This window comes from Streptomyces arenae (assembly GCF_022343545.1).
Taxonomy (GTDB): Bacteria; Actinomycetota; Actinomycetes; order Streptomycetales; family Streptomycetaceae; genus Streptomyces; species Streptomyces humi.
In genome coordinates, this window is sequence record NZ_JAKQYH010000059.1 from 106,446 (window position 1) to 131,701 (window position 25,256).

26 protein-coding genes and 1 pseudogene are annotated in these 25,256 nt (G+C 68.4%); 14 read left to right on the top strand and 13 right to left on the bottom strand.

Annotation, left to right across the window (positions count from 1 at the left end):
- The first annotated feature begins 25 nt into the window (after positions 1–25).
- From MB828_RS26575 to MB828_RS26585, 3 genes are all read left to right on the top strand, one after another.
- Positions 26–499 (top strand): hypothetical protein, encoded by a 474-nt coding sequence (locus MB828_RS26575; RefSeq protein ID WP_301650415.1) that lies wholly within the window; start codon positions 26–28, stop codon positions 497–499.
- Between the two features lie 257 nt (positions 500–756).
- On the top strand, positions 757–1,020 hold the full coding sequence (locus tag MB828_RS26580; protein WP_301650416.1) for a hypothetical protein: 264 nt from the start codon (positions 757–759) through the stop codon (positions 1,018–1,020).
- A gap of 60 nt (positions 1,021–1,080) precedes the next feature.
- Positions 1,081–2,103 carry a SpaA isopeptide-forming pilin-related protein gene (locus tag MB828_RS26585; protein ID WP_301650417.1) on the top strand — a complete coding sequence of 341 codons (1,023 nt, stop codon included), beginning with the start codon at positions 1,081–1,083 and terminating at the stop codon, positions 2,101–2,103.
- Positions 2,104–2,951: 848 nt separating this feature from the next.
- On the opposite strand, the gene MB828_RS26590 is transcribed toward MB828_RS26585, so the two are convergent.
- The gene (locus tag MB828_RS26590) at positions 2,952–3,554 is read right to left on the bottom strand and encodes a toll/interleukin-1 receptor domain-containing protein (RefSeq protein WP_301650418.1); all 603 of its coding nucleotides are present in this window, start codon (positions 3,552–3,554) and stop codon (positions 2,952–2,954) included.
- Positions 3,555–3,807: 253 nt separating this feature from the next.
- Here MB828_RS26590 and MB828_RS26595 point away from each other — a divergent pair, with 253 nt between their 5' ends.
- The 5 genes from MB828_RS26595 to MB828_RS26615 all read left to right on the top strand — a co-directional run bounded on the left by MB828_RS26595 (position 3,808) and on the right by MB828_RS26615 (position 8,870).
- Entirely contained in the window at positions 3,808–5,916 is a 2,109-nt protein-coding gene (locus MB828_RS26595) for a hypothetical protein (protein WP_301650419.1), read from the top strand.
- Between the two features lie 175 nt (positions 5,917–6,091).
- Positions 6,092–6,463, top strand: coding sequence for a DUF317 domain-containing protein (locus MB828_RS26600; protein ID WP_301650420.1), 372 nt, complete (start codon positions 6,092–6,094; stop codon positions 6,461–6,463).
- A 107-nt stretch (positions 6,464–6,570) separates the two neighbouring features.
- A complete protein-coding gene (locus MB828_RS26605) occupies positions 6,571–6,852 on the top strand; it encodes a hypothetical protein (protein WP_301650421.1) in 282 nt (93 codons plus the stop codon).
- Between the two features lie 78 nt (positions 6,853–6,930).
- Positions 6,931–7,617 carry a DUF317 domain-containing protein gene (locus MB828_RS26610; RefSeq protein WP_301650422.1) on the top strand — a complete coding sequence of 229 codons (687 nt, stop codon included), beginning with the start codon at positions 6,931–6,933 and terminating at the stop codon, positions 7,615–7,617.
- Positions 7,618–7,778: 161 nt separating this feature from the next.
- Positions 7,779–8,870: a hypothetical protein gene (locus MB828_RS26615; protein ID WP_301650423.1), complete on the top strand. Its 1,092-nt coding sequence runs from the start codon at positions 7,779–7,781 to the stop codon at positions 8,868–8,870.
- A 79-nt stretch (positions 8,871–8,949) separates the two neighbouring features.
- On the opposite strand, the gene MB828_RS26620 is transcribed toward MB828_RS26615, so the two are convergent.
- From MB828_RS26620 to MB828_RS26665, 10 genes are all read right to left on the bottom strand, one after another.
- Entirely contained in the window at positions 8,950–9,648 is a 699-nt protein-coding gene (locus MB828_RS26620) for a hypothetical protein (RefSeq protein ID WP_301650424.1), read from the bottom strand.
- Positions 9,649–9,745: 97 nt separating this feature from the next.
- Positions 9,746–10,189 carry a hypothetical protein gene (locus MB828_RS26625; protein ID WP_301650425.1) on the bottom strand — a complete coding sequence of 148 codons (444 nt, stop codon included), beginning with the start codon at positions 10,187–10,189 and terminating at the stop codon, positions 9,746–9,748.
- An 82-nt stretch (positions 10,190–10,271) separates the two neighbouring features.
- Positions 10,272–11,999: a relaxase/mobilization nuclease domain-containing protein gene (locus MB828_RS26630; protein ID WP_301650426.1), complete on the bottom strand. Its 1,728-nt coding sequence runs from the start codon at positions 11,997–11,999 to the stop codon at positions 10,272–10,274.
- Entirely contained in the window at positions 11,996–12,373 is a 378-nt protein-coding gene (locus MB828_RS26635; protein WP_430381434.1) for a plasmid mobilization protein, read from the bottom strand. The genes MB828_RS26630 and MB828_RS26635 overlap by 4 nt, the downstream gene beginning before the upstream one ends.
- 284 nt (positions 12,374–12,657) lie before the next feature.
- Positions 12,658–12,945, bottom strand: coding sequence for a hypothetical protein (locus MB828_RS26640; protein WP_301650428.1), 288 nt, complete (start codon positions 12,943–12,945; stop codon positions 12,658–12,660).
- 43 nt (positions 12,946–12,988) lie between these two features.
- A complete protein-coding gene (locus MB828_RS26645; RefSeq protein WP_301650429.1) occupies positions 12,989–13,180 on the bottom strand; it encodes a hypothetical protein in 192 nt (63 codons plus the stop codon).
- Complete coding sequence (locus MB828_RS26650) at positions 13,177–14,856, bottom strand: hypothetical protein (RefSeq protein ID WP_301650430.1); 1,680 nt, start codon at positions 14,854–14,856, stop codon at positions 13,177–13,179. The genes MB828_RS26645 and MB828_RS26650 overlap by 4 nt, the downstream gene beginning before the upstream one ends.
- A complete protein-coding gene (locus tag MB828_RS26655) occupies positions 14,853–15,479 on the bottom strand; it encodes a WhiB family transcriptional regulator (protein ID WP_301650431.1) in 627 nt (208 codons plus the stop codon). Before MB828_RS26655 ends, MB828_RS26650 begins: the two co-directional genes overlap by 4 nt.
- A 143-nt stretch (positions 15,480–15,622) precedes the next feature.
- On the bottom strand, positions 15,623–16,312 hold the full coding sequence (locus tag MB828_RS26660) for a zinc finger domain-containing protein (protein ID WP_301650432.1): 690 nt from the start codon (positions 16,310–16,312) through the stop codon (positions 15,623–15,625).
- Between the two features lie 5 nt (positions 16,313–16,317).
- A complete protein-coding gene (locus MB828_RS26665) occupies positions 16,318–17,223 on the bottom strand; it encodes a helix-turn-helix domain-containing protein (RefSeq protein ID WP_301650433.1) in 906 nt (301 codons plus the stop codon).
- A 1,082-nt stretch (positions 17,224–18,305) separates the two neighbouring features.
- Here MB828_RS26665 and MB828_RS26670 point away from each other — a divergent pair.
- The 6 genes from MB828_RS26670 to MB828_RS46925 all read left to right on the top strand — a co-directional run bounded on the left by MB828_RS26670 (position 18,306) and on the right by MB828_RS46925 (position 23,993).
- Positions 18,306–18,818: an XRE family transcriptional regulator gene (locus MB828_RS26670; RefSeq protein ID WP_301650434.1), complete on the top strand. Its 513-nt coding sequence runs from the start codon at positions 18,306–18,308 to the stop codon at positions 18,816–18,818.
- A gap of 42 nt (positions 18,819–18,860) precedes the next feature.
- Positions 18,861–19,373 carry a hypothetical protein gene (locus MB828_RS26675; protein WP_301650435.1) on the top strand — a complete coding sequence of 171 codons (513 nt, stop codon included), beginning with the start codon at positions 18,861–18,863 and terminating at the stop codon, positions 19,371–19,373.
- Complete coding sequence (locus MB828_RS26680) at positions 19,370–20,578, top strand: MAB_1171c family putative transporter (protein ID WP_301650436.1); 1,209 nt, start codon at positions 19,370–19,372, stop codon at positions 20,576–20,578. The genes MB828_RS26675 and MB828_RS26680 overlap by 4 nt, the downstream gene beginning before the upstream one ends.
- Complete coding sequence (locus tag MB828_RS26685; protein ID WP_301650437.1) at positions 20,575–21,987, top strand: amidase family protein; 1,413 nt, start codon at positions 20,575–20,577, stop codon at positions 21,985–21,987. The genes MB828_RS26680 and MB828_RS26685 overlap by 4 nt, the downstream gene beginning before the upstream one ends.
- Before the next feature lie 243 nt (positions 21,988–22,230).
- Entirely contained in the window at positions 22,231–23,532 is a 1,302-nt protein-coding gene (locus MB828_RS26690) for a transposase (RefSeq protein WP_301650438.1), read from the top strand.
- 14 nt (positions 23,533–23,546) lie between these two features.
- Positions 23,547–23,993, top strand: a complete 447-nt coding sequence (locus MB828_RS46925) for a transposase (RefSeq protein WP_430381426.1) — start codon at positions 23,547–23,549, stop codon at positions 23,991–23,993.
- Positions 23,994–24,097: 104 nt separating this feature from the next.
- Here MB828_RS46925 and MB828_RS46930 read toward each other — a convergent pair whose 3' ends face one another.
- Both MB828_RS46930 and MB828_RS46935 read right to left on the bottom strand, forming a co-directional pair.
- Positions 24,098–24,280 (bottom strand): hypothetical protein, encoded by a 183-nt coding sequence (locus MB828_RS46930; protein ID WP_430381435.1) that lies wholly within the window; start codon positions 24,278–24,280, stop codon positions 24,098–24,100.
- A gap of 298 nt (positions 24,281–24,578) precedes the next feature.
- A pseudogene (locus tag MB828_RS46935) lies at positions 24,579–25,181 on the bottom strand (IS701 family transposase); the annotation flags it as partial.
- Positions 25,182–25,256: the final 75 nt, after the last annotated feature.

Below are 25,256 nucleotides of genomic sequence, written 5' to 3' on the forward strand. Positions count from 1 at the left end.
GTCCCCTTCGTCCGAGAGAGGCTCTTTGGCCCTGCACGCCCAGCAGTTCTTCGACGACGTCCTCGAACTGCCTCTCCAGTACGCCATCGTCGGCGACACCCTTTACGGATCCCCGCGGCCGAACTCGCCGCTGCGGCTACGGATCGACTTCGCCCCCACCATCCGCCACGGCGAGTACGACGGACTTCGCCTGCGTGTCGTCCACCCCGAGCAGGGCGTCCTCGACACTGCGATCCTCCGCTTCCCAGATCACGGCACCTTCGCCAGCCGCGACACGGCCCGCGACCTCGTGCCCGGGCGAGACGGCTACGCCGTCTTTCGCGACTGGCACGCCCACAGCAGCCAGCCGCCATGGCACGGCGCGGACGGCACGGGGCTACGTACCGCGATCGAGCAGTACGCCCACTTCTGGTTCCCGCCACCTGCCGCGTCCCGACAGGCAGCCCGGCCCGTCGCCCAGCCCACACCCACCTCCGCGGCTTCGCCCCGTACCCGCTGAACCACCCACCTCACCATGGAGTTCTGGATGTCTCCGCCCCACTGGTTCCCCTCGCACCGACGGCCACCGCCGCTGAACGACACGGTCCCGGGCCCGCCTCTGCCGTCGGGCCCGAACGGTTTCCGGCTCACCGACCCGGACTTCCGCGCCCGGCTGCACAGCGCGACGCTGACTCTCCTCGACTTCGTCGAGGACTGCCTCCACGATGATCTCCCGCTCACCGACATCCTCGACGGCGCCCGCACCACGCCGAGCACATGCTTGGCGTCCCCAGCACCTACGGCATCCTCGTCGAAGCCGAGGCTGCCGCGCAGATCGTCCAGGCAGCCGGCCTGGACGCCGGATCCCCCTTCGGCCTGAGCATCGCCCAGGGCCTGGCCGGCATCGCACGACTGCCCGTCGAGCAGCAACAGCGACTCGTCCGCGCCGCCGCCCGCCGCTACGCGATCACCGCACCCTCCCGTTCAGCAAACGGACCGCCTACTTCACCCCCGCGTCCGGCGCCCGGCCGCTCCCGCTGAACCACTGATCCGCATGCCCGCCTTGCCTGTTCCCGCCTGCATCCCTTGGAGAGTTCCTTCTTGCGCATCCGCTCCGCTCGCACCCTCCCGGTCGCTGTTGCCGTCGCCGCCACGGTGACCGGCAGCCTGTCCTGGGCGCCGACCGCATCGGCCCAGAGCACCGATCCCAGCCCGTCCGCATCCACGTCCTCGACTCCGCGCAACGCCACCGTGCCGGAGACCGGCGGCGTGGCCATCCTGAAGAAGGACCCCGCCGACGACTTGCTCGCCGGCGCGTCCTTCACCCTCTTCGACTCTGCGGGCAAGGAGGCCGCCAACGGCAAGACCGACGCCCAGGGCAAGCTGGCCTTCACGGACCTCGCACCGGGCGTCTACCGCCTCAAGGAGATCTCCAGCGGCAGCACCCTGCACGACACGGTCGACGACCAGGACGTCGTCGTCACGCCCGGCACGGACACCCCGCTCACGATCGTCGACCCCTTCAAGGCCGCCTCGGTCCTGCTGAAGGCCAAGGACGACAAGACCGGCAAGCTGTTGGCCGGATCCACGGTCAACATCGGCAGCGGCGACAAGACTATCCTCACTCTGACCACCGGCGCCGACGGCACGGCCAGCGGCAAGCTCCCCATCAACTCCCGTACAGGCAGTGACTTCTGGGTCAAGCAGGTGAAGGCACCCGCTGGCTACGACCTCTATAAGCCTTCGAAGGCGTTCAAGGCCAAGCCGGGCGATCCCGTGACCGTGACCGTCACCAACGCCAAGACCGCCACCAGCCCGCCGCCCACGGAAAAGCCGACTGACAAGCCCACCGAGAAGCCGAGCGACAAGCCCTCCCCGGACAAGCCCGGCAAGGACGAGGCCGCCCCGGCGCCGTCCGCCTCGGGTACTCCGACCTCTGACGAGACCACATCGAGCACCGCGGCGCCCGCTCCCACCGGCTCGCTCGCGCACACCGGCGCCGACGCCACCCCGTGGCTGATCGGTGGCGCGGGAGTTCTGATCGCCGCCGGCGGAGGCGCCCTCTTCGCGGCCCGTCGGCGACGCACGGACAGTTCCACCGACGACGGCTCCACCGCGAGCTGACCTCACCCGCAGCACCCATGACGAAGCCCCCGGAATCGATTCCGGGGGCTTCGTCATGGGTGCTTATCCGATGTGAGCGGAGGCGAGGCGCCACCCGCTGCCCACGCGTGGCCTGCGCCGTAGTGCGACGTCGAACCGCGAAGGCTCGTACGAATATTCGCCTTCAAGGGTGGACTCGCCATCCCGTTGGGGTCGGCGAGCGTCGAACGCCAGCGCGATATCGCTGTGGTGCGGCACACTGTCGCCGAAATCAGCTCCCCGCACCGAAGGAGCCGTTCCCGTGGCCTAGCGAATCGTCGTCCCCGACCCGTGGACTGGGCGCTGCTAGCGTGGCGACCACACGTACGAGGCGTCCGTATCCCGGGCGATGCCCACCTATGCGTGCATTGTGCGCGCCTGTCCGGTTCTCCGGCGATGTCATGGGTCGGTTTCCGCAGGGACGCCGTGAAGCGGACGGGGTCGGCAGGAGAGCCGATCTACTTCTCCACTTGGCCGACCCTTCACCGAGGATCTTGCCAGCGCTGCCGCACTCCGGCTCATGCCCGGCTGCCGGGCCATCGCCTGCTCACCGGGTATCGCCGACCTCAGCAGTCAGCGTCCGACGGACCGATCCGAGTGGGACCGCGTGAAGGCCAAGATCGCCCAGGGGTAGGAGCGCATCGAGTTCCGCCTGTACCGCGACAACATCTATCTCCTGTCGCTGGCCTCGCAGGACCTGGAGGAGTAGCGCGGCGTACTTTGTGGGCAGCTCGCGGAACTCGGCGCGTCCTGGCGGAGTGCGACGGCCGCACCGTCCCAGGAGTGAGAGACGGACCCACGCCGCGTGAGTACAGGCTCGCGGCTCGGCGTCACCAGATCTCGCCGCCCTCGTTCCAGCCGCACTGTGTGCACCGCACCCCCGCGTACGTGTCATCGCGAGAGTGGTCCACCTCGCTCCACCCCTCCAGTTTTGGGCTTGGAGCCCCGCACTTGAGGCAGCCCACGGCCACGCCGTACCCGTGGAAGTATTGGTAGTCGAGGCCCGATTCCTCGACGGTCTGCTGCATGGTCTTAATGAGGTCGGCCTGGGATTCGATACTGACGAGTTCCCGCGCGGCGCGATCTACATCGTCGTCCGTCATAGAGACCCACATGATCCGCCGCAGAAGAGCCGGCAGGGGGGTCTCGTCGAGGAGTACCGGAATGACCCGGACTGAGTCGTCGTCCAGGCTGCGTGTCAGGGCTGTTTCCCACTCCGTGTTCACCCACCGAGACTTCGAGGCGTTCTCGGACCAGAAGACGATCACGGTGTCGACCACGCTCAGAGCTTGGTTGACCTTGCCGGGGATGGTGTCTCCGGGCCGGATCTCCCAGGAGTCAAGCCATACGTCGACACCAAGCAGCCGCAGCCGGGCGGCGAGCGGCTTTACCGCGGGCTTGTCGCGGTGGTTGTGCGAGATGAACGCGCGCATAAGCTCGAGCCTCCCAGCTTCGGCAGCTAATCGTCAAACCGACGAAAATACTCCGAGTTGGCACGTGTTCGCAGAGACGGTTGCGGCCTTCGTGCCACGGGTACGCCCCGTCGTCCTAGACCTTGGTGGTGGCTAGCTGGCTACTGGCGGTCGTGGAGTCGGACTTGCGGTCGAGCTGGAACACTGTCACGCACCATGTTCGAGCGTGGCGAAGCAGTGTGAGCAAGTTCCTGGTGCTGCGAGGATCGTCCGCATGGACCGTAAGGACTATCTCGGCCAGTCGATGATGCAGGCCGTCGTACTACCGGCGCGCGCCGCCTATCTCATCCGCGTGGGCAGCGAGCCCGGTTTCCGCCAGGCAGTGCAGGAAGCGAGCACCCGGTGGGGCGGGATGACCGAACCCATCCTCGCCGTGCCAGACAACGGCGAGATCCCCGACGAGCTGCGCGAGACCGTAGCTGCGGCGAAGGTCGAAGCCGCGGTCAACGTGGACCTCGACGACGCCCTCGCCCAGCGCGTGGCTGCCGCCCTCGGCCTGCCCTGCGTCCCGATCGCCAAGATCGACCAGGCCGGCCCCGCGAGGTTCACCTGCCACCCGCTGCACGTCAACCCTCCCGTGCAGCCGTCCACCCTGCCGGTCGTCGCCGTGGACGGCGCCCCGCTGTGGCAAGTGGCCGCCGCCGGCCTCCTCAGCGAGGACCAGGCCGAAGAGCTGCGGCCCACCGCACTCGCCGTCCGCCCGGGCCTGCCTGATGAGTACGGCCGGAACCAGATGTACGGAGCCACCCATCTGCAGAGCACGATTGCACAGTTCGGCGAGCATCGCAGCAAAGCCATCGGGTCACTGCCCGCGGCTGTATGGGTCACCGATCCCAACGACATCGAGGACTGCGTCGCCTTCTGGAACGCCCGCGCGCTACGTCCGGTCAGCCACCCCGGGATGCCCATGCTGCTCCTGCCCACCGGAGAGGTTCAGTACTGGCTGGGCCCTGCCCAACAGCTCGCCGGCATGCTCGCCCGCCCCGCAGAGTTCTCCCCCGACGTGATGCTGCTCAGCAGAAATGTCCCCCAGGAGCACCTGCACGAGATCGCCGAGATCCTGGAGCTGCAGCGCACGGACGCGGAGGTGAAGATCAGCGAAAAGTTCCCCACCCCAGCGCTGCGGCAGCCCCCCTTCACCTACAAGACTGGCCTCGATCCGCGCTCGTGGCTCCTGCGGGACCGTGAGTACGGCTTGGCGACTTCGTTCGACGTGCACGTGTTCGCCGGGGACGCGAGCACACTCCGGTTCACCTCGCCCGTCCACTTCCACACCCAAGGCAGTTGGGCCCTGGTCCGGCTGTGGGGCAGCCCGCTCGACGGCCTGCCCCGACGCGACTGCGTCGCCTCGCTCGTCGAGCCGAACGCGCAATGGCGCGGGGACAGCATCCAAATGCACACTCGCGCGGCGAACGACTACAGCTTCGCGCTCACCGTGCCCACACTCGCCCAGGCGACCGAGGCAGTTCTCGAGCAGGCGAGCGCCCGTCACGCCCTGGACAAGGGCAAGCTCGGGGTCGCGTTGCAGGCTCAGGCTGACATCACCGCTCTCCTCGAACCGGGTGTGTACGAAGCCGTGATTGCCCTCACGACTCCCCGGTCCAAGGAACTCCTCAGGGAGCTGCGGAAGATCAGGGCGGAAGGGGCGGACGACGCTGCGCAGCTGGTCGAGCTGGCCTCCATGTGGGGTGGCCGCGCCGAGCGTCGGTACCGCCCCACCGCGAAGTTGGAGCTGTCGCCGCAACGGGCCTCCGAGGCGGCTGAAAGTCTGTGTGCACTTGGCTGGGCCGAACGTGGGGTGGAGACCAACTGCGCCCAGTGCGGGGTTCGCACCTTCCACCCATTCGAACAGACGCAGCGCCGACCGGTGTGCCCGGGCTGCTCCTCGCCATCGCGGTACGAGACCACCGCGGACGGCCTTTCCGTCTTCTACCGGCTCGACAGCTTCGTCGACCGCGCCAGCGACCAGGGCCTTCTTCCTCACCTGCTCGTGATCGCTGCCCTGACGGAGAAGGAGCCGGACTCGTACTTCCTACCTGGCATCGACCTCTGGTTCACCGATCAGCCGCGCGGCGAGGCCGATGTCTTCGGCCTGTTTGGCGGGCGCGTGTTGTCCGGCGAGGTCAAGACGTCCGCGTCCCAGTTCACGACCGACCAGCTCACCCACGACATCGCCTTGAGCACTCGCTTGGGCGTCGACATCCACCTACTTGCGGCGGTCGACACCGTTCCCCAGACGACTCGTGAGCAGGCCGCCAAGCTCTGCTCCGATGCTGGGCTGGATCTCCTCGTCCTCGACAAGAGTGAGCTCCGCCGTTCCTGACGCCGACTCGGCCAAAGCACCAGGCGGCTCAGTGTGCAGTGGGTACCTGGCTTCGCCGCCCAAGGACAGTTCGCCTGTGGCAGACAGGAAAGAGCCCGCAGGGACTGGAGATCGCCGCGACACCATGTCAACCTAAATGACCTTCCCTAAAACCCCAGGTCAGAGAGGTGATGCTATGGCATTGGACGCGACGCAACCCGGGTTCGCCACCACGGTCGGAGCCCTGCGGCTCCACTCCTGGAAGCTCGGTGCCGGCCAGGCGATGGAGGTGATCGACCAGTTCCCACAGGCTGATTTCACCCACATCGTCGACGACCGGGCCGACGTGCACGTCAGCTCGCGCGACGGACGGTTCTACCTCGGCTACTTCCCCAACGGCCGGCCCGGCGGCGCCGACGAGGACTGGGTGACGGGCGAGGGCTGGGTCATCGCAGTCACCGGCACCGCGAACGTCCCCGGCTACCGCATCGCCTTCGGCACCGACACGCCGGCGGAGATTGTCGCCGATGCCGTGGCCCGGATCCTGTCCACCACCTGCCCTCTGTGACGGGCACGTCCGCCCTCCATGTATACGCGCGCCGCGTACCCTGCCCCTGCTCGCGCGGCTTCGCCCGCTACCGCTAGGAGAATGCCTTGGACCCGCACTCGCCCGACATGACTGTCGGCGACGTCCTCGACCTGCTGTCCGCCTGCGACCGTGACACACCCGTCCGCCTTGCCATCAACCCCTTCTTCCCCATGACCCACCGTCTGGGCGGTGTGGAGAAGTCGGTGGACGAGCACGGCCGGCCGATGGTCTACATCGCCGAGTCTCCGGAGGCCGAGCAGTTCGGTCCCCTGCCGCCCGCCGTGGCCGTCGCTCTGACCTGGCAGGGCCCGGTTGATGCACCCCGGCGCCGCCGACGCGGTGCGACCAGGCCGAACGACGGCCAGTGATTCACCCCCGAACTGACGGAGGCGCCCCTGCACCCGCACCACCCCATCGATCCCTCACGTCCCACCGCGCCGGACCCGATGTGCTGGGTTACCCCGCGCCACCTGGCCGGTGACGACGGCGTCCTCGCCGAGCGGATCGGCGAGACCCTGACCGACTTCGGCTGGCGCATGTGGCCGACCTCCCGCAACACCCTGCTCTATACGAGTCCCGACGGCCTGCGTGGCGCCGAGTGGATCCTCGCCGCCTACCCGTTCGAGTTGGGCGGCCTCCCGGTGGCCTGGCAGATGTCGGCCCGCCCGCACCCTGCCTCGGCCTTGACCGAGTGGAACGCGTACTTCACCGCCGGGATACCGCACGAGGCGCTCACCGATTTCGTCCTCGCGCTCGACGCCAGCGAGACCCCCGATGCTGGGCTCGAGAACGCCGAGGCGGTGCTCACATCGCTCAGCGCCCGGGGCTGGCTGCGCGACATGGAACGCCCGCGTACGACCGCCACCGACCCGGGCTTTTCCACGAACGTCTCGCTGGAGATGCTGCCGCCGCTCATCCACGACGCCGACCCTCGCGATGACCTGCTGGGGTGGCAGGCGTGGGCGGAGCCCGTGCTCGGGGAGCCGTACCTGTGGTGTGCGAGTTTCAGTGCGAGCGCCCCGCATGAGCTGGTCGCGGTCTTCGCCTCCTCGCTCGCCGCACCCGGCCCGGTGCCGCGCCGCACGCTGCCCGAGGGAGCGGAGGACCGTCTCACCGTCGTCCGCCGCGGCTGACGGGATGCCCATAGCCGCTGACCGAGGCGGGGATCGAGGGGAGCGATGCCCCTTCTCCCAGGCCCGGTGGTGCCGCTCCCTTCACGGACCGGCACCACCGGGCCTTCGCCGTACCACGGCATCAGCGCACCCGACGGCATCCTGGAACCAAGATCAAGGCCGTGCGTAGGATCACCGGCGTGCCAGGCAAAGTAATCGGCAAAGGGCCCTTGCGCGGCTACCTCCTGGAGGAGGTGCTGGCCTGGTTATTGCGCTCCAGCGGCTTCGAGGTCCTCACGGCCGACGATGACCAGGACAAAGAGCCGTGGAAGGTGCTGAAGGAGGACAAGAACGGTCTGCTGGTTCGCGGACGCGGGGCATGGCACCAAGTCGACGCGCTCGGACAGTTCCGGTATGTCCCGCCGTTCTCCCTGCCGGTCCGCCTGTTCGTCGAGGCAAAGTACCTGACCACAGGTCCAGTTGGTCTGCCCACCGTACGCAACGGCCACGGTGTGATCCATGACGTAAATGAGGGCGAGACCACCACGCTCACCGCTGTGGGGACCGGCCGGCCTCGGACGCGGTACCGCTACAGCTACGCGATCTTCTCCACGTCCGGCTTCAGCCCGGAGGCACAGGATTACGCGCTGGCCCACCAGATATCCCTGATCGACCTTTCCGCAGCGGACTTCGCCGTGCTGCGGAATCTCGTCAAGAACACGGCCGACACGATTCATGCGGTGCTCGAAGCCACCCCCGCGGCCGAGAGGCCGAAGGTGCGCGAGATACGGACGTATCTTCGTGGCCCGCTGCTCGAAATGGACACGGGCGACGTGGAACTGCCCGATGCGATTCGCGGCCCACTCGATTACCTGGCGCAGGCCCTATACAGCCGGTCGCAGCTCGGTCTCGTTCTGGCCTTTCCTGCCGCGCCGTTCGTCCTGGGACTGGCCTCGGACGATCTGTACGGCTTCGTCGACTACGCGAGAGCGCACCCCACGCATGCGGTGCGCCTACGCCGCATCAACCAGGCGGCGTCACATCCTGTTTGGGAACTGCGCTCCGCAGAGCACCCCGAGGCATACGCATTGCGGTTCGGGCTGCCGGAGCGGGTGGAAGCCTGGATTGTCGAGCAGGACGAAGGAATGCCCTCACGAACCCGGTACATCAAGCGCAGCATGCTGTCGACCATGACCCTGTACTGGATGCACGGGGAGCACGCCCAGACCTTCCAACTCCGTTACGAGCCGGGCGAACTCCGTCTCGACGGCTGATCGCCGCATACGACGAAGCCCCGGGGGCCGGGCCTGTCGGGAGGACAGAACCGGCCCCCGGGGCAGGTGATGGAGCGGATCAGCGGGTGGCGCGCGCCTTGGCGAGCGCCTTGTCCAGGTGGGCGTCCACGAGGCCCGGCGAGCCGGAGACGATGACCAAGATGTTGCCGGTGCGGATCGCCGTCTGCTTGACGACGCTGCGCTGCCCGCCGGCGGAGAAGGTGAGCAGCTGGCTCCACTGCTCGTCGCCGAGGTCCGGCGCGGCCGACTTCTCGGTACCCATGTCGACGACGGTGCTGCCTGACGTCACCTGGTAGGACGGGCAGGAGAGCATCGCGTCGAAGACCTTCCCGATGCCCGTGGACAGCTTCGCGGCGCTGTCGCTGTACAGCTCCTCGCTCACCTCGGAACTGCTGCTTCCGGTGTAGGTGAAGGACGCCTTGGACTTGCGGTGGAAGTCGAGGCCAGCACCGGTGGCCGTGGCGCCGCCGAGCTTATCCAGCGCTGGGCAGCCGATGACAGCGATGTTGTCGTTGCGGCGAGCGGGCTCGGCCTTAAGGGTGTAGCCCTCGCCCAGGTCGTTCTCGTTCAGCAGCCGCTGGTTCAGCTGGGCCGAGGACAGCGGCGTGGATGCCGAGAGCCTGCTGCCGCCCCGGTGCGCGGGTGTGGAAGACGCGGCCGAGGCGTCGGTGGGCTCGGCGGAGCCGGCGCAGCCGGTCAGGGTGAGGACGGTGAAGACGGCGCCAAGGCCGAGGGCGAGCGTGGTGGAGCGGCGCATACGTGAAACCCCTTTGATGATGCGAGACGGATGGTCTGACCGGGTCGGCCCTCCGGGTGTCGACGAACGCAGGGGTAGGGGAAGGGGTTTCGCGCTCTCAGCGGCCGAGGTGGCGCAGGCCTTCTTCGAGGGTGGGGTGGAAGTGGTCGACCGGACCGGAGTTGCGGTTGTACCAGGCGGTGTCCAGCCGGGTCTCCTGCATCTCGTGGCCGGCTTCGCAGCGCAGCCACACCGAGTCGTCGCGCATGTTGAAGACGATCCAGTTCCGGTAAGCACCGCAGTGGCACGCGTGGACCTCTCCGTCGATGACGAGCGGCAGGTCCCAGCGCATCATGAAGCCCGAGACGTCCTGCCGGCACGGTGCCCGGAACTCCGGCGGCAGGAAGTCGGGCACTACCGTCGCGGACTGCGCAGCTGGGGCCGACGCGGCGACCGGGCCGGGTGCATCCGGCAGTGGCCACTCGGTGTGCATCGCCAGCACCGCCTGGCCGGCACGCTGGGCTTCACGGAACTCTCGGTCCGCACGGTTGCGTCGGAACATGCCGTCTCCATCTCTGTCGTCTCGCCTGCACGAGGAGAGTGCCGCAAGTCGCTGACCTGCTGCAACTCTAAGAATGCTGAATTCAGCGGGACTTGGCGGAGCGCTCCTTACGGTTGGTCGGACGCTGCGCAGCTCCACCGCGGCCGGTGGCGGGCGTGCTGGCCGTGTGATCCGGCATGGTGGAAGCGTCGGCCGGCAGAGCAGCCATGCGCCGCAGTCGCCACACGAGCACGTCGCTGATCGAGTCGGCGGTGTCCAGCTCTCGCCGCTCGGCAGCCTCGGCCAGGAGCGCGGCCGGGTCGTGCCCGGCGCTCTCAACGTCGGCGAGCGTGGCGGCCAGTGCGTACCAGCCCTGTTCGGCGAGGATCTGCTCGGCCAGCTCGGGCACCGCCTGGCGCAGGTAGGCGGCCTGCTTGCGCTGCAGAGGCGGGGACAGGCGCCGACCGCGCTGGTGCATGACGCCCAGGTACGTCGGCGCGGCGGCCTGGTAGGCGGCGCGCAGGTGTTCGGCAGCCTGGCGGGCAGCAGCGGCCTGCTGAGCGTGCTTCTTCAATCCGTGCCAGTGAGCGGCAGCGGTGACCAGGAAGAACACCATGTCGATCAGCATGGCGGTGGTGGCGCCGTCCTCTCCGCGGCCGAGCGTCGGCCCACCGTGGACGAGGTCGCGGGCGGCCTGCCTCAAACCGCGGGCGTGCCCCCGCCCGGCCCGGACGTGGGATCGAGTGGCCCGCTCGAATGCGAAGGCGGCGTCTCGCAGTTCGCGCCGGGTGTGCGCGGCCGATGTCTTGGCGAGCGCGTCGAGGACCTCGCCGGCTCCGGCGAGCTGCGCGGCGATCAGCCTGTCGTCGCCCTGGTCGACGATGAGCACGGCCTGCCAGACCGCCCACGTCGCCTGGCGCCGGGCGGCCGACGGGCTGACCCGGGCAGAGCCGGAGGAGCGGTCGGTGGTGGCGTCGCGGTCGGGTTCGGAGGCGTTGGTGGACCACCGCTCGCGGATCTTGGGGAGGGAGAGGTCAGGGGCGAGGGCGGAGCCCGAATAGTAGATCGGCTCCTGGTCCTCGTTGCGGTCGTCCGTCAGCGCGACCTTGTAGCCGAGCAGATCGCCCGAGGGCGCGACACGCCGGCTGACCAGGAGGCCGGCGGCGGCCAGGCGGTCGAAGAACTCCTTCTCGCTGGCGACACCGGCGGCGGCGCGGCGCACCGTCTCTCGCAGTTCTTCGCGTGACGTTCGTTCCTTACCCTGGCGGTTCGCCTTGTGGCGTTCGGCGCTGGTGGGCCGCTTGGCGGCGGTTCCGTCGCCGGTGTTGAGCTGCTTGAGGCCGTACTCGGCCTCAATGAGACGGGCCTCGGCCTGGGAACGGCCGGCGTCGTTGTGCAGGCGGGCCTTACGCCCGTCCTCGTGAACGGTCGTGGCAATGATGTGGATGTGGTCATCGGCGTGACGCACGGCCGCCCAGCGGCAGCCGGGCTCGTCCTCGGGGTCGGCGATGCCGGTGGCGGCGACCATCCGACGGGCGATCTCGCCCCAGTGCTCGTCGGTCAGGATCGGATCCTCCGGTGCAGCACGGACCGAGAGGTGCCACACATGCTTCTTGGGGCGCTGTCGCTTGGGAAGCACGTTGACGGGCTGGTCGAGCAGTCGTTGCAGATCCGCCAGCGTCGCCTTCGGGTCGCGGCCAGGGTCGGGAGCGAAGAAGTCCCAGGAAGCGACGAGGTGGGGATCGATGTGCTCCTCGTGCGTACCGGGCCCGTAGAGGTAGTACAGCAGGCCGATGGTGCGGGTGCCGCGCTTGTGAACTCGCGGGATCATTCGTTGGGGGTCTCGGCTTCGATGTAGTGGTCGGCAAAGGTGGTGACGCGTTCGGCGGCGTACCGGACGGCGGTCAGGGCTGAGCGGGCATGCGGTGCGTCCTCGCCGGAGTTGAGCGTCTTGGCAACTTGGTTGATGTTGTTGCCGATCCGGCTGAGATGACGCTGAAGGTCGAAGAGTGCGTTGACCATCTCGCGTTCGGCGGCGATCTCGGCGGCGGTGCGGTTGAGGTCGCTGGCAGCCCGAAGCGCGGCGCGGGCGAGGAAGCCGGCGACGCTCATATGACATTCGTTGGCAGCGCGGACGAGGAGTTGGTACTCGTCGTCGTTCATGCGGCAACTGGGTTGGTGTAGACGCTTGTTCTTGTCATGCAGGCGTTTGCGCTGACGCGTACGCGGTTTCGCGGGGACTTCATGTGAGCAGCGCGGGCTGTGGCAGGTGTGCTGATTTTCCCCCTGGGATTGCCGGCCGCCCTCGGTCGCAATCCCACGGACCGGTGCCCCCTGGCACAGGTCCGTCTCGCCCGCCATTTCAATGGCGGGAAACCCATTTGCAATGCTCCCGACGGGAGCATTGCAAAAGGGATAACTTGCTCCCGCTGAGGTCGAGTTGGCTTCCGGCTCATCGGGCGGGGAAGAGGGGTTTGTCGTCGGGTTTGTCATCGGGTGTCGTTCCTCGTGGTGCGGATTTGGCGCTGGATCGCGGCGGCCAGATCGACCATGGCGGTCGCGCCGTCGAGGACCCGGACGGACGACTCGGGCCGGTGCTGGACGAGCCACTGGCCGGTGGGGGTCAGCACGGCTGTGTGCAGCAGCTGGTGGTGCACGAGCACGTCCGCCCAGGCGCCGGCTTCGGCGATCGACGGGACGTGCGTGCGCGAGTGGCGGGCAGAAATGGCGATCCCTCCGGGGCAGGAGCGGTGGCCCGACCGAGGCCGGGCAACCATGCGGAATGCGGAGTCAGGCGCGTGACCTGCATCTTTGCAGGAGTCAGCCGCACTCGGGACAGCGGTCGAGGTGTGTGTTCAGGGCCCGCGCCATGTTCCGCTTCACCGAGACGGCGTTCTTCGCGCTGGTCTTCGCCGGCGCGGATCCCTGGTGGCGTTCGGCGTGACCGCGCAGAAAGCGGGCGTCCCGCTCGAAGTCGGCCTTGGTGGTGGCGAATCTGTGGCAGGTCTTCATCGGGCCGTCCTCCTTGTCGTGGTGCCCGCCTCATCTCGCAGCAGTTGCAGAAGCCGCGTGATGTTCTCGTTCCGGCCGCCCGCGAGGTTCAGGGAGCGCAGGATCTCCCGCAGCTGCGGGCGCGTGATGACCGCATTTCCGTCACGCTCCAGCAGTGCGGGTATGTGGGGACGCACCAGCTCGGCCGTCTCGTCGAGGCTCAGCTGCTTACGCCGAGGGCGCTTGGGCTTACCGCCACCCGGCCGACTCCGCTGCGCCTTCGTCTTGGGCTGCGGCTTCCGCCGTCCGGGGACGGTGTGGGGACGGTCCTCTTCGGCCTCGGTCCCCGATTCGGTGTCGGAGTTTTCGCCGTCCCCGTTGTCGTTGGGGACGGTGTGGGGACGGTCCCCTTCAGCCTCCGTCCCCGTTTCCGTGTCCGGGTGTTCCCGTCCCTCTTTGCCGTTGGGGACGGCTGCAGGGGACGGTCCTGCACCGCCCTGAGCAGCAGCTTCGTGGACGTCCGCGGCGTTGCCCTCGATGTCGGCGTCGGCCTCTTCGGCCCCGGCGGGTGCGTCCCCTCGGTCCCCGATCGCCGCCGCTGTGCCCTCGCTCAGCAGGCTCGAGTCGGGCTCATCGACGCGGTCCCCGTTGCCGTTGGGGACGGTGTGGGGACGGTCCCCATCGGCCTCCGTCCCCGTCCCCGATTCCGTACGGTCCCCGTTCCCGCTGTTCTGGAGACCGTCGTTGGGGACGGCGCTCAGCCACCGACCCACCTGTTTCTTGTCCGTCGGCAGCGTCACCGGGGACGGGCCGAAAGGGGACCGGTTCTCGCCAGCGGAGTCCGGGCCGTGCACGGACTGGGCCCAGGGCGACGGCAGATCGACGGTGGCGAGGGCTGCCGCGTGCCGGCGGGCGGCCAGCTGCTCCAGGAGAGCCTGACGCTGCTGAGGATCGGTACCGACCCCGGCTCGGGTGAGAGCCGACTGAAGCCGACGCGTGATCCTGGTGTCCTTCTCGCGATCCGCCGCCGACATCCCGGCCAGCTGGGAGGCAAGGGCCACTGCCCGTCGAGTCGCGCGGTCCTTGGTGATCTGCGCGGCATCGCGGTTGCGGGTGGCGATGCCCAGGCGTGAGAGGAGCCGCTCTCGTGCTTCGCGTCCGAGCGTGGCCAGGAGTCCCTGCGAGGCGGCGTCCGGTTTGTGCAATCGAAGCTCGATGCCCATGGCCAGGTGCCAGAGCACGGCTGCCATGACCGGGCCGACGAAGGCGCGCACGGTGCCGCCCATCGTGCCCGACTCGGCGTACGCAGGGATGACCTGCACCCCGGTGATAACCCAGACCAGGGCGCCGGGCAGGCCGGGCGCTCCCTGGGTCTTCAGGTTCTGCCGGGCCATCAGCGCGGTCGCGAACAGTGCCGCCTCACCCGCGCTGAACATCATGGCCCGCTCGACGGTGCCGGCCATGTCGAGGTAGTCAGCGGCGAACCGCCAGCTGGTGTCGCCGGAGTAGACGGTGCAGTTGAGCGCGGCGAGGGCCGCGACCCAGACCGCGGGGGTGCCGACGCGCCTGCCGTCCGCCCGGTTCCGGTTACGCCGGATCGACCAGCCAGCAAGCGCGAGGGCGAGCAGCCCGACGGCTGCGACGACACAGGCAGGTTCGATGGCGTAGGGCAAGGACATGGCGATGGGGTTTGTCATGCGGCCTTTCGGAGAGCAGCGATCAGGGAGTCGGTCTGCACCTGGCGGGGCACCTGTACCGGCGAGGCGATATCCTCGTCGTCGGCGGTCTCGTCGTCGGCCGGCTTGGTCTCGTCGGCCTGATCCCAGTAGTGGTCGCGGTCGGCGACGGCGTGTGCGGCGTTGCGCATCAGGTCGCGCGCCCAGTCGAGGTCGAGGCGCAGCGCGTACGCGAGGCGCTCGGGGCTCCAGCCGCGGACGTAGGCGTGGCGGGTGACGGCCTCGCGCTCGGCGTCGCTGAGGTGGATGTCGCGCCCCTCGAAGGCGGCCTTCACTCGGCTGTAGTCCAGGCGCTTGTTGACCTTGGCGTGCCAGGGGCGGCGCTCGTCCTCGGTGAGCCCGCCCCACATGCCCTGGCGGATCTCGTTGTCGAGGGCGTAGTCGAAGCACGCCTTCTTCACCGGGCACTGCCCGCAGATTGTCTTTGCCGCGTCGATGGCCGCACGGTTGCGGGCCGCGTGGAAGAACAGCTCGTCGATCTCCTTGGCCGGCAGGCCCCGGCACAGGCCGCGTTCCTGCCAGCTGTGGTCGGCGATGCCCCGAATGGTCGGGGTCGGGGTGTCGTTGGTGGTGATGTGGCGCAAGGCAGTCTCCGGAGGGCGCCTCGGTCGGCGCGGGGCGCTCGACAGCGGTGGTGGCTGGGGTGCGGCGGGGCGCTGCGAGGCGGGCTCGGGGTACGGCTGGGCCGTACGCAAGGCGGATGGTTTCTGTGGAGAGCGGGCTGCGCTTAGGCGGAGGACGCCTGGGCCTGCTCCGCCAGGGCGCGGTCGATGCGGCCGGGGTGGGCAGTGGCGCGCGGTGCGTTGCCCCGGGCCGTGCCGTCGAGGGTGATGCGTCGGCGGCGGCAGGACTCGCCCTCTGCGGCGTGACACCACTCGCACGGCACGCCGAGGACGTCAGGGCCGCCGGCGGCGATCGCGGCTTCCCGGGCGGCGCGGGCCGGACGGAATGGGGCCAGCTCGGCCCGTACGGCGGACGGGATGTAGGAGCCGACAGCGGCCAGCTGGTCCTTGAGACCCGACCGGTGTCGCCCCGCGGTGATCCCGCGGTGCGCTGAGGGAGCGGCCTGTCCGGCCGCCACGGCGTCGCGCGCCGCCAGCAGCTCCGCCCTCCAGGCTTCCGGGTTATCCGGGTCGGCTGCCGGGGTCGGGTCCGTGTGACGGGCCAGACGCTCTCGTCGGTGCGCCTGCCATTCACGGGCCACATCGGCCGGCAGGATCGGGTACGGCGACATCACGATGCGCTTGCGGACGATCTCGCGCACGTCCCAGCCCTGGCCGGTGGCCATGGGGACGTCGCCGAGCAGCTCGTGCCAGGTGTCGAGCTGGTTGTCAGCCTCACCCGGGTCGGTACGGATGAGACGGGGATCGAGGCGTCCGGCGTAGGTGAGCACGGCAGCAACTTCGCGGTGGTCCATGGCAGTTACTCCGTTCCGGTTCGCTTGTCGACGGCGGCGAGCAGGGCGGCCATGTGCGCATCGGCGCGAGTCATGCCGACCTGCGGCGCGGGGGCGCCGCCGGGCAGGGCGTAGAGGTTCGGTCGCTGGGGTGTGGGGCTGTGCTCGCGGGCGATCCAGGACCGCCAGTCGGCAGCCCAGGTCGAGGCGGGGCGAGGGCTCCAGGCGGCTCGGTGTTGGCGCCACTTCGCGTCGGCGGCCTGGAGGCCGTGCTCACCGAGACGGGCGAGATGTCCCTGCTGCTGTGCCCAGGACAGGCTGGCGTCGTCGATCTGCCAGTCCGCGACGGAGGTGAGGCCGACAGCACTCCTGCTGCTGTACTTACGGTTCACCTTCGGTTCACTACGGTTCTGGGGGTCAGATTCAGACCCGGAGGGGGGTCGGATTCCGACCCGGGGAGGGGTCATTTTCTGACGAGGGGGTGCAGATTCCGACCCGGTCAGATCTTGACGAGGGGGGTCGGATTCTGACCCGGTCCGGGGCCAGATGCCGTGCTTGCGCAGCCGATCGACGTCCAGTTCGGGCACCGGACAGGACTCGGCCGGGGGCTCGACGTACGCCTCGGGGTCGTCCGTGCGGGCCGCCGCGATCTCCGCCAGCCACGCAGCGGCGCGCGGCAGCCGGTAGACCGTGCTGTGCTGCGGGCCGACGAGGTCGTCGAGCACCTCCAGTTCGCCGCTCTCGGCCAGCGCGGCCAAGGCGGCGCGCACGGCGTTGCGGCTCGCGTTCGTGCGCCGCATCAGCGAGGTGAGGGACGCCCAGGCGACGCACTGCTCGTCGGGGATCCGGTCAGCGATCGACAGCAAGACCAGGCGCGCGTTGCCGCGACTGGCGCTGTATCCCCACGCCCATTCCCGGGTGTCCCGGCTCATCGGGGCACCGCCCAGGCGGGGCGGGCGGAGGAGGCCGGCTCCGGTGCGAGGGCGCTGTGCAGCCGATGCGTGGTTACGGGGCCAGGGGGCGAAGCGGGGACGGCTGCCGCGCGAGCCGGGGACACCGGCCCTTTGCGCAGGGCAGGCGGCATGTGGGACTCTCCTCCGTAGTGAAACCCGCGCCGGTGTGCCCCGTGGAAAGGGCCGGTGCGGTGAAAGGTGGGTAAATCTCCGCCCTTGCCGGGGCAGGAGTACCAGCTGGCGTCCGGCGTCCGGGAGTTACCGCTCCCAGGGCGCCGTCGCTGTTTCGGGGCTATCTCACCCGACTGAATCGCGCGTTCCGCATAGGGCTCCTCGCCTCGTCTGCCGCCGGGCGGGGTGCCCGGCGAGGGACGACGAACTTATGCAGGACCTGCTGCAAGATCCAGACCTTGCTAAAGGACTCTCTACAAGTCGCACCACAGGGCGGCGGCACCTGCGTGTACCTGTGGAGGCAGTGGGCCGCGACACAGGCAGCAGGCTGAGCGCCCCGACGCACTCGGACATGACTCTCACGGCACCCCCTCGTGTCTTGTGTCGCGACGCGGCGCAGCAGCGAACCACGCTGGTTCGGCGGCGCCGACCATGGCGGCGCGCTCGGTGCTACTCAGCATGCCGAGGCAGTCGGAGAGGTACCGCCGACTGGTGTCGGGGATGTGGGCGATGGCGGCGAGGGCAGCGCCTCGCACCGCTGGCGCAAACGGCTGTGCCGTTCCGGCGCGGGCCCGGCCGGGCAGAGTCAGCCGTCCGTCCACGAACACAGCGAGGACTGGCCGCGCACCGCAGTTCCCGAATGACCCGACGGAAAAACTCGAGTGTGCATCGCGAAGGGGATCGAGCCTTCCCACTGTTACCTCTGCGCCTTCCATTTCAAGATCAAATTCGTCCTGCAATTACAGGCGCAACTAATATCGCTAGGTGAAAGTGATGAGTGTCACGCATGTCATACGCGCTTATCGGTAGAAACGGACAGACCATCCCGAAGGGTGGACGCGCAAACACAGGAGGCGTTTGCGAGGTAGAACTTTCCACATGCAAGATCCGTGCGTCAACTGGCGTTAATCGCGGAGTACGATGTCGGAACCCCTGTTAAGTTGCACGCCTTGGAAAGGATCATGAAAGAGCCAGCAGAGGAGCCGACGAGTCTTCATGCGAAGAAGCTCAGTGACCGGCTCAACCGCCTGTTTGAAGTGGTGCACCCGCCTGGTCGCGGCCCGTACAGCAACTCTGAAGTGGCCGAGCTGATGGCCGAGCGAGGGCTCGAAACCGTGACGTCTACCTACCTCTGGATGCTGCGCACCGGTCGCCGAGACAACCCGACGAAGCGTCATCTTGAAGCCCTGGCAAGCTTTTTCGGTGTTCCTGCCGCCTATTGGTTCGATGATGAGGTCGCCGAAAAGACCGCGGAGGAACTGAAGTTGCTGGAATTGCTCCGCGATTCGAAGATCAAAAACGTGCTGCTGCGTCTGTCCGATGTCTCGGCGGACGGAAAGGAAGCGGTACTCGGTCTCGTGGACGGCGTACGAAAGATGGAGGGGCTGCCGCCCTCCAACTAGCCGCATTCCGGCTATGGTTCAGCAAATGATCAAGGAATGACAATGTGGTCCACGGGTAGGTGGCGCCAGGGTGACCCCCTGGCCGCCCTGGAACTCCCCGACGTCACGAACATCCGCGACCTACGCGACGAGGTCTCCCGTCGTACGGGGCGCGAGGTGATCCTGCAGCCGCAAGAGCAGGCACCGTCGGTCTGTGGGGCGTGTGCGGTCCTGGAGGCCGTCATCTACGTGTTCTACGACCCGCGGACCAGCAGCCTGCATCAAGATCAGATCATCGCTCACGAGTTCATGCATCTGTTCCTCGGACACCACGAGGCCCGCCCGCTGTCCGCCCTGGCACCGGCGCTCATCACCACCATGGACCCGGCCATCGTGCAGATGATGCTCGGGCGGACCAAGTACGACGACGCAGAGGAGCACGAGACCGAGCTCCTCGCCTCGCTCCTCCAGCGCCGGATCATCGACCGGTGGCTGCGCAGCGACGAGTCCTCAGGTGACGAGGTCCAGGACCGCGTTGCGCACACCCTGCTGCGCAGGCGGGAGGCCCGGCCGTGAAGGACCTGCTCCACCCGATCAGCCTCGTGGTCGCTGTCCTGGGACTTCTCTGCCTCCTGCGGGACATCCCCGCCCGTCGCCGCGACACCGCCACCACGGCCCTGGCTTCCGTCTTCCTGCTGTCGGGTCTGTCGTTCTTGTTCTCCATCACCCCGATGTGGGACTACCTTGACCGTGTCCTGGGCACCGTGAACCTCTCCGTCCCTCTGGCCCAGAGCTGCGTGATCGCCCTGATCGCCTGCCAGCAGGTGGTCCTTACCTACTGGGGATCGCCCCCGGACATCGCCCGCAGAAGAGCGCGGGCCTGGCTCGGTGCCGGCCTCGCGGTGATCGCGGGGCTGCTGGTGCTCTTCGCCTTGCTGACGCCGAGCGCGCCGAGGCCGATCGACTTCACGCTGTACTACGCGCACGACCACGTGTACGCCGCGTACCTCACCCTCTACGTCACCGCGTACACGATCGGCGAGGTGCTCCTCGCCCGCGGCTGCTGGCGCCTGGCCCGGCGCAGCAAGCGCACCTCCGTCCGCGTCGGTCTGCGGGTCGTCGCCCTGGGCGCCGTCGTCACCTTTGGATACAGCGGCGTGCGGACGGGCAACGTCATCGCCCCCGCCTTCGGGATCTCCCTCGCAGGCTGGGAGAACTTCGCCTGGACGTGCGGCGACGTCGGCGCCATGATCACCCTGATCGGCTGGCTGGTGCCCACGATCACCGACCAGGCCAAGAACGTCCGCTACTGGATCAAGCAGCACCTCAGCCACTACCGCCTGCGCCCCCTGTGGCTGGCCTTCTCCAGCGAAGCCCCCGAGATCCGCCTACCGGTCGACCATGGCGACCCCACCCAGCGCCGACGCTTCCGCAGCATCGGATTTAAGCTCTACCGACGGGCGGTCGAGATCCGCGACGGCCGCTTCGTGATCCGGCAGTACCTCGACGTGGGCGTCCGCGAAAGCAGCGAAGCCCACCACAGGGCGCAAGGGCTCTCGGGCGAGGAACTGGACGCCGCAGTCACTGCCGACCAGATACTCGCCGGCATCGCCGCCCGCAAGTCGGGCGAGCATCCCCATCCCGACCAGCTCACCGACTTCGCCGATACCGATCCCGAGACGAGCCGGCCGATGGACGACATCGACGCCCTCCTCGCCGTCGCCCGCCACCTTCCCCGCCAGCCTGCCCGCGCCCCCCACCCCGAGCGAGCCTCCGCATGACCGACCTGACCCGTCAGCCCGCGCACGTCCAGCTGCGCGCCCTGGAACGCCGCGAGATCTCCAGCCGCGAGCTGCTCGATCTCCATCTCGATCGGATCGACGCCAGCACTATCAATGCCGTCATCACCCGCGATGACGATGCGGCCCGGCAAGCCGCTCACACTTCCGACGAGCGCCGAGCCCGCGGCGAGGCCAGCGGGGTCCTCGATGGCCTCCCGCTCACCATCAAGGACAGCTTCGAAACGGCCGGCCTTCGCACCACCAGCGGAGCCAAGGAACTCGCCGACCACATTCCCGACCAAGACGCAGACGCCGTCGCACGACTCCGCTGCCAAGGCGCGGTGATCATGGGCAAGACCAACACCCCCGCCTACTGCCAGGACCTCCACACCGACAACGCCCTCTTCGGCCCCACGCTCAACCCGCACGACCCAGCGCGGACGGTCGGCGGCTCCTCCGGTGGACCTGCCGCGGCAGTCGCCGCCCACCTCACCCCCGCCGACCTAGGTAGCGACCTTGCCGGCTCGCTGCGCCTACCGGCCCACTACTGCGGGGTGTACGGACTGCGGCCGACACACGGACTGGTCCCGGCCCGCGGCCACGTCCCCCGGCCACCGGGTTGGCTTACCAGCAGCGACATGGTCACTCCCGGCCCCCTGGCCCGCCACCCCCGAGACCTCGACCTGCTCCTTACCGCGCTCACCACACCGGCACCGGCCGAGGGCTCACCCTGGCGCGTAGACCTGCCGACGGTCAGCAAGGGCATCGACGCACTGCGCATTGCGATGTGGGCCGAGGACCCTAACTGTCCCGTCGACCACGAGACCGCACAGGCGCTCATCACTCTTCAGAAGGCGCTGATCGCAGCCGGAGCCCTGGTCCGCCACACACCCGGGCCTGTTGGCTTCGTCGACTCGACGCGCCTGTTCGAACAGCTTCTGCACGCCACCGCGACGGCCACAACGAACGACGAAACCGCTGACGCTGAGCTCGCTGCCGCGCGGCAGCTGCAGGACCAGGATTCCAGCCCTCGCGCGATTTGGCTCCGCCACCGGACCCAAACCCACCGATCCTGGCTGCGCGCGAACGAGGAACGCGCCCGACTCCGTTCGGACTGGCAGCGGTTCTTCGCGGAACACGACGTCCTCGTCACACCAGCCGCACCCACAGCCGCGATCCCGGCAGGCAGTCGCACCCTCGCGGTCGGCGGCCAGGAACAGAACTTCTTCGACCAGACCGGCTGGGCCAACCTCACCAGCCACATCGGCCTTCCTAGCCTGGTTGTACCAGTGTCTTCGACCGCTCAGGGGCTGCCCATTGGCATTCAGATCATCGGTCGCCCGTACTCGGAGCGCGTTCTGCTTTCCGTAGCCGAAAGGCTGACCTCCCTGCTTTGTGTCTCTGAGTGAGAATGCAACCCTCGTTCCTGTGGTGGATGCCGCCTCGGCCCGCCGACGGCCTTCGGGAGGAGTACCGGCCGATGATCCGCTTTTGTCGGCGACGCTTGAAATGTGGTTCTGGATCACTTTCAGGATACTGTTGGTGATCTTCGCTCGTTTGGGGTGAAGTTGCCTGGTCTTCGTTCGCTTCTCAGGTGGAATGTGCTGCGCTGGTCGGAGCGGGGCGGTTCGAGCGGTCGGAGGGTGACCGCGATGGCGATGGGTTCTGGGCCTGGAGGGTTGATCCCGCCGTGGACGGTGCGTATGGCGCGGGCCAGTAACCCGCATGGCACGGCGGCGATGTGGGTGCGGGACCGGCTGGACGGCCTGTTCACTGATAAGGACTTCGCCTGCTGGTATCCGGTTGACGGGCGACGGGGTCTGTCGCCGGCTCAGTTGGCGCTGGTGTCGGCGTTGCAGTACGCGGAGAACCTCACCGACCGGCAGGCTGCCGAGGCCGTGCGCTGCCGACTGGACTGGAAATACTGCCTGGGTCTGGAGCTGGACGATGCGGGCTTTGACCACTCGGTGCTCAGCGAGTTCCGCGGCCGGATGGCCGACGGGGACCGGGCCGACCAGCTGCTTGCGGTGATGGTCGACCGTCTCGTCACCGCGGGCCTGCTCAAACGCCGCGGCCGCCTCCGCACTGACTCCGCCCACGTGCTCGCCGCCGTACGCAGGCTCAACCGGGGCGAACTGGTCGCCGAAACCCTCCGCTGCGCACTGGAGGAACTCGCGGTCCCGGCGGAGGAGTGGCTGGCTGGGTTCATCACGCCGCAGTGGGCCGACCGCTACGGACGCCCCGTCCGCTACGACCGACTGCCGCGCGGCCGGGAGGCAATGATCGCATACGTCCTGCAGGTCGGCGCCGACGGCATGCACATCCTGCAGGCCATCCATCGAGACGACGCGCCACCCCGGCTGCGGAACCTGCCGGCTGTGCAGGTCCTGCGGCAGGTATGGGTACAGCAGTACTGGCATGACGCGGAAGGTCAACTGCGCTGGCGGGGGCCGAAGTCCACTCGCGACCGGGCCAGTCGGCGCAAGACCGAACAACGGAATACCGGCAAGACCTCCGCCGACGGCAGGCCGGATCCGGCCACCGCGCGAGTGCCGTGGTCGAGTCTGGAGATTGTTACTCCGCACGATCCCGAAGTCCGCTACAGCCAGAAGATCACCGCCGCCGGGCAGCGTGACTGGATCGGCTACCGCGACCACCAGACCGAGACGTGCGACGACACCGGCCCGAACGTGATCGTCCAAGTGGTCACCCAGCCGGCCACAGAACAGGACATCGACGCCCTGGAACGCATCTACCAGGGCGTCACCACACAGGGTTTCCGCCCGTCGAGCATGTCGTCGACGGCGGCTACAGCACGCCCGACAGCATCCATCGCTCCGCCGAGAGGTGGGAGATCACGCTTCTCGGGCCGGTCCGCGACGATCCGAAGGCCGCAGAGCGTCCCGGCTGCACGAAGGAGGACTTCCGCATCGATTGGGAGGCCCGCACCCTGAACTGTCCGAACGGTGTGACCAGCCCGCCGTGGAAACCCACGCTGGGCGACGGACATCCCCGGCTGTCGGTACTCTTCCCGCGCAAAGCCTGCCGAGAGTGTGAAGACCGTCTTCAGTGCACCGGCAACACCGACGGCAAGGGACGGCACATCTTCCTGCTGCCCCAGCGCCAGCAGGAGATCCAGACACACATCCGCAGGGAGCAGAAGACCGATCCCTGGCGACGCCGCTATGCCATCCGCGCTGGCTGCGAGGCAACCGTATCCGAGACCGTCCACGCCCACGGCCTTCGTCACTGCCGCTACCGGGGCCTGTCCAGGACGCACGTGCAGCACGTACTGACAGCTGCCGGAGCCAACATCATCCGCCTCAGCGAGTGCTTCCCACCTGGAACGACGCCACCCCGCCCACCCCGGCCAGCCAGCCACTTCCAACGACTCTGCAAGAAGCTGACGTCCTAGAGATCACCAACAGCATCCGGAAAGTGATCCAGAACCACTTTTCAGCCGTCGCCGACACGCTTTCGGGGGTGGATAGTGATTGTCTTCGAGCTAGTAGGACTTCGTTAGGTCTGTCTCGATCTTGGAGTCCTGCTGGGCAGGGGCTGATGGCAGGTGGTGCAGATGCCGGTCCAGCACCTCAGGGTGTTCTGGAGGGTGTCGAGGACCTGGTAGAGGGTGAGGCGGCCCGGGTGCTTTTGGGGCCAGGCGTTGTTCGGTTCGGTGAGGAAGGCGTGGGCGACGGTCACGAGGGTGACGTGGTGGTGCCAGCCGGGCCAGGAACGGCCTTCGAAGTGGTCCAGGCCCAGGCCGTGTTTGAGTTCGCGGTAGTCGTGCTCGATGCGCCAGCGGACCGTGGCCAGCCGGACCAGGTCGGCGATCGCCGTGTCGGCCGGCAGGTTGGACAGCCAGTAGTCGGTGGGAGCCTCGGCGCCTTCGGGCCATTCGACCAGCAGCCAGCAGTCGGGCAGGATCCCGTCCCACCAGTCCTGTTCGGCCGAGGCAGCGGCTTTGATCGGGCGCTCGACGGCTTTGCCTGCCGGACGGACACGTGCGGCAGCGAAGCGGGAACGTAACGTGCTCGAGTCCCGCGGCCAGGTCCAACACTGAGCGTGCCCGGTGGCGATAGCGTGGCTGGGGCCAGCAGCCGACCGTCCCGTGGCGGGCCGGGGCCTCAGGCTTGGCGTCGAACGGGTGGGCCGTCACATCGGGGCGGATGGCGAGCACGTAAGGGAGTTGGCGGTCGCTCAGCGCGGCCCGCAGGTGTGCGTTGGTGCCGTAGGCGGCATCGGCCACCACCGCCGGCGGTGTCATCCCCCAGGCGGCGAGGGTGTCGAGCATGTCCAACGCCAGACGCCACTTCTCCCGATGGGTGATCTCGGGCGGGATGATGGTCTTGGCCCGGCCGTCGCTGTCCGAGGCCCATTCCGCGGGCAGGAACAGCCGCCATTGCAGCGGGCAGGAGGCGGTATCACTCGCCGCGTGAACACTCACGGCGACCTGGCAGTTGGCCCGTTCGCCCAGGGCTCCGCAGTACTGCGGAGCCACGGCGACCGACATCTGTCCGTCTTTGGGCACCGACACATCGTCGATCACCCAGGCCGCCGGATCGACCAGCGGCAGCAGGCGTTCGTTGATCCGCCGCTGCACCGGCGCCGGATCCCACGTGGACTGGTTCCTGCTGCAGATTCTGCTCGTTGCCGTCCGGCAGCCGCGACGCCATCG

Coding starts and splice junctions, on each gene's coding strand:
- MB828_RS26620 (WP_301650424.1), bottom strand. CDS start 9,648: ATGCGCCGCTCCACCACGCTCGCCCTCGGCCTTGGCGCCGTCTTCACC.
- MB828_RS26660 (WP_301650432.1), bottom strand. CDS start 16,312: ATGGACCACCGCGAAGTTGCTGCCGTGCTCACCTACGCCGGACGCCTC.
- MB828_RS26645 (WP_301650429.1), bottom strand. CDS start 13,180: ATGAAGACCTGCCACAGATTCGCCACCACCAAGGCCGACTTCGAGCGG.
- MB828_RS26590 (WP_301650418.1), bottom strand. CDS start 3,554: ATGCGCGCGTTCATCTCGCACAACCACCGCGACAAGCCCGCGGTAAAG.
- MB828_RS26675 (WP_301650435.1), top strand. CDS start 18,861: ATGTGGTCCACGGGTAGGTGGCGCCAGGGTGACCCCCTGGCCGCCCTG.
- MB828_RS26690 (WP_301650438.1), top strand. CDS start 22,231: ATGGCGATGGGTTCTGGGCCTGGAGGGTTGATCCCGCCGTGGACGGTG.
- MB828_RS26685 (WP_301650437.1), top strand. CDS start 20,575: ATGACCGACCTGACCCGTCAGCCCGCGCACGTCCAGCTGCGCGCCCTG.
- MB828_RS26580 (WP_301650416.1), top strand. CDS start 757: ATGCTTGGCGTCCCCAGCACCTACGGCATCCTCGTCGAAGCCGAGGCT.
- MB828_RS26625 (WP_301650425.1), bottom strand. CDS start 10,189: ATGTTCCGACGCAACCGTGCGGACCGAGAGTTCCGTGAAGCCCAGCGT.
- MB828_RS26610 (WP_301650422.1), top strand. CDS start 6,931: ATGTGCTGGGTTACCCCGCGCCACCTGGCCGGTGACGACGGCGTCCTC.
- MB828_RS26665 (WP_301650433.1), bottom strand. CDS start 17,223: ATGAGCCGGGACACCCGGGAATGGGCGTGGGGATACAGCGCCAGTCGC.
- MB828_RS26595 (WP_301650419.1), top strand. CDS start 3,808: ATGGACCGTAAGGACTATCTCGGCCAGTCGATGATGCAGGCCGTCGTA.
- MB828_RS26630 (WP_301650426.1), bottom strand. CDS start 11,999: ATGATCCCGCGAGTTCACAAGCGCGGCACCCGCACCATCGGCCTGCTG.
- MB828_RS26650 (WP_301650430.1), bottom strand. CDS start 14,856: ATGACAAACCCCATCGCCATGTCCTTGCCCTACGCCATCGAACCTGCC.
- MB828_RS26640 (WP_301650428.1), bottom strand. CDS start 12,945: ATGGTTGCCCGGCCTCGGTCGGGCCACCGCTCCTGCCCCGGAGGGATC.
- MB828_RS26605 (WP_301650421.1), top strand. CDS start 6,571: ATGACTGTCGGCGACGTCCTCGACCTGCTGTCCGCCTGCGACCGTGAC.
- MB828_RS26600 (WP_301650420.1), top strand. CDS start 6,092: ATGGCATTGGACGCGACGCAACCCGGGTTCGCCACCACGGTCGGAGCC.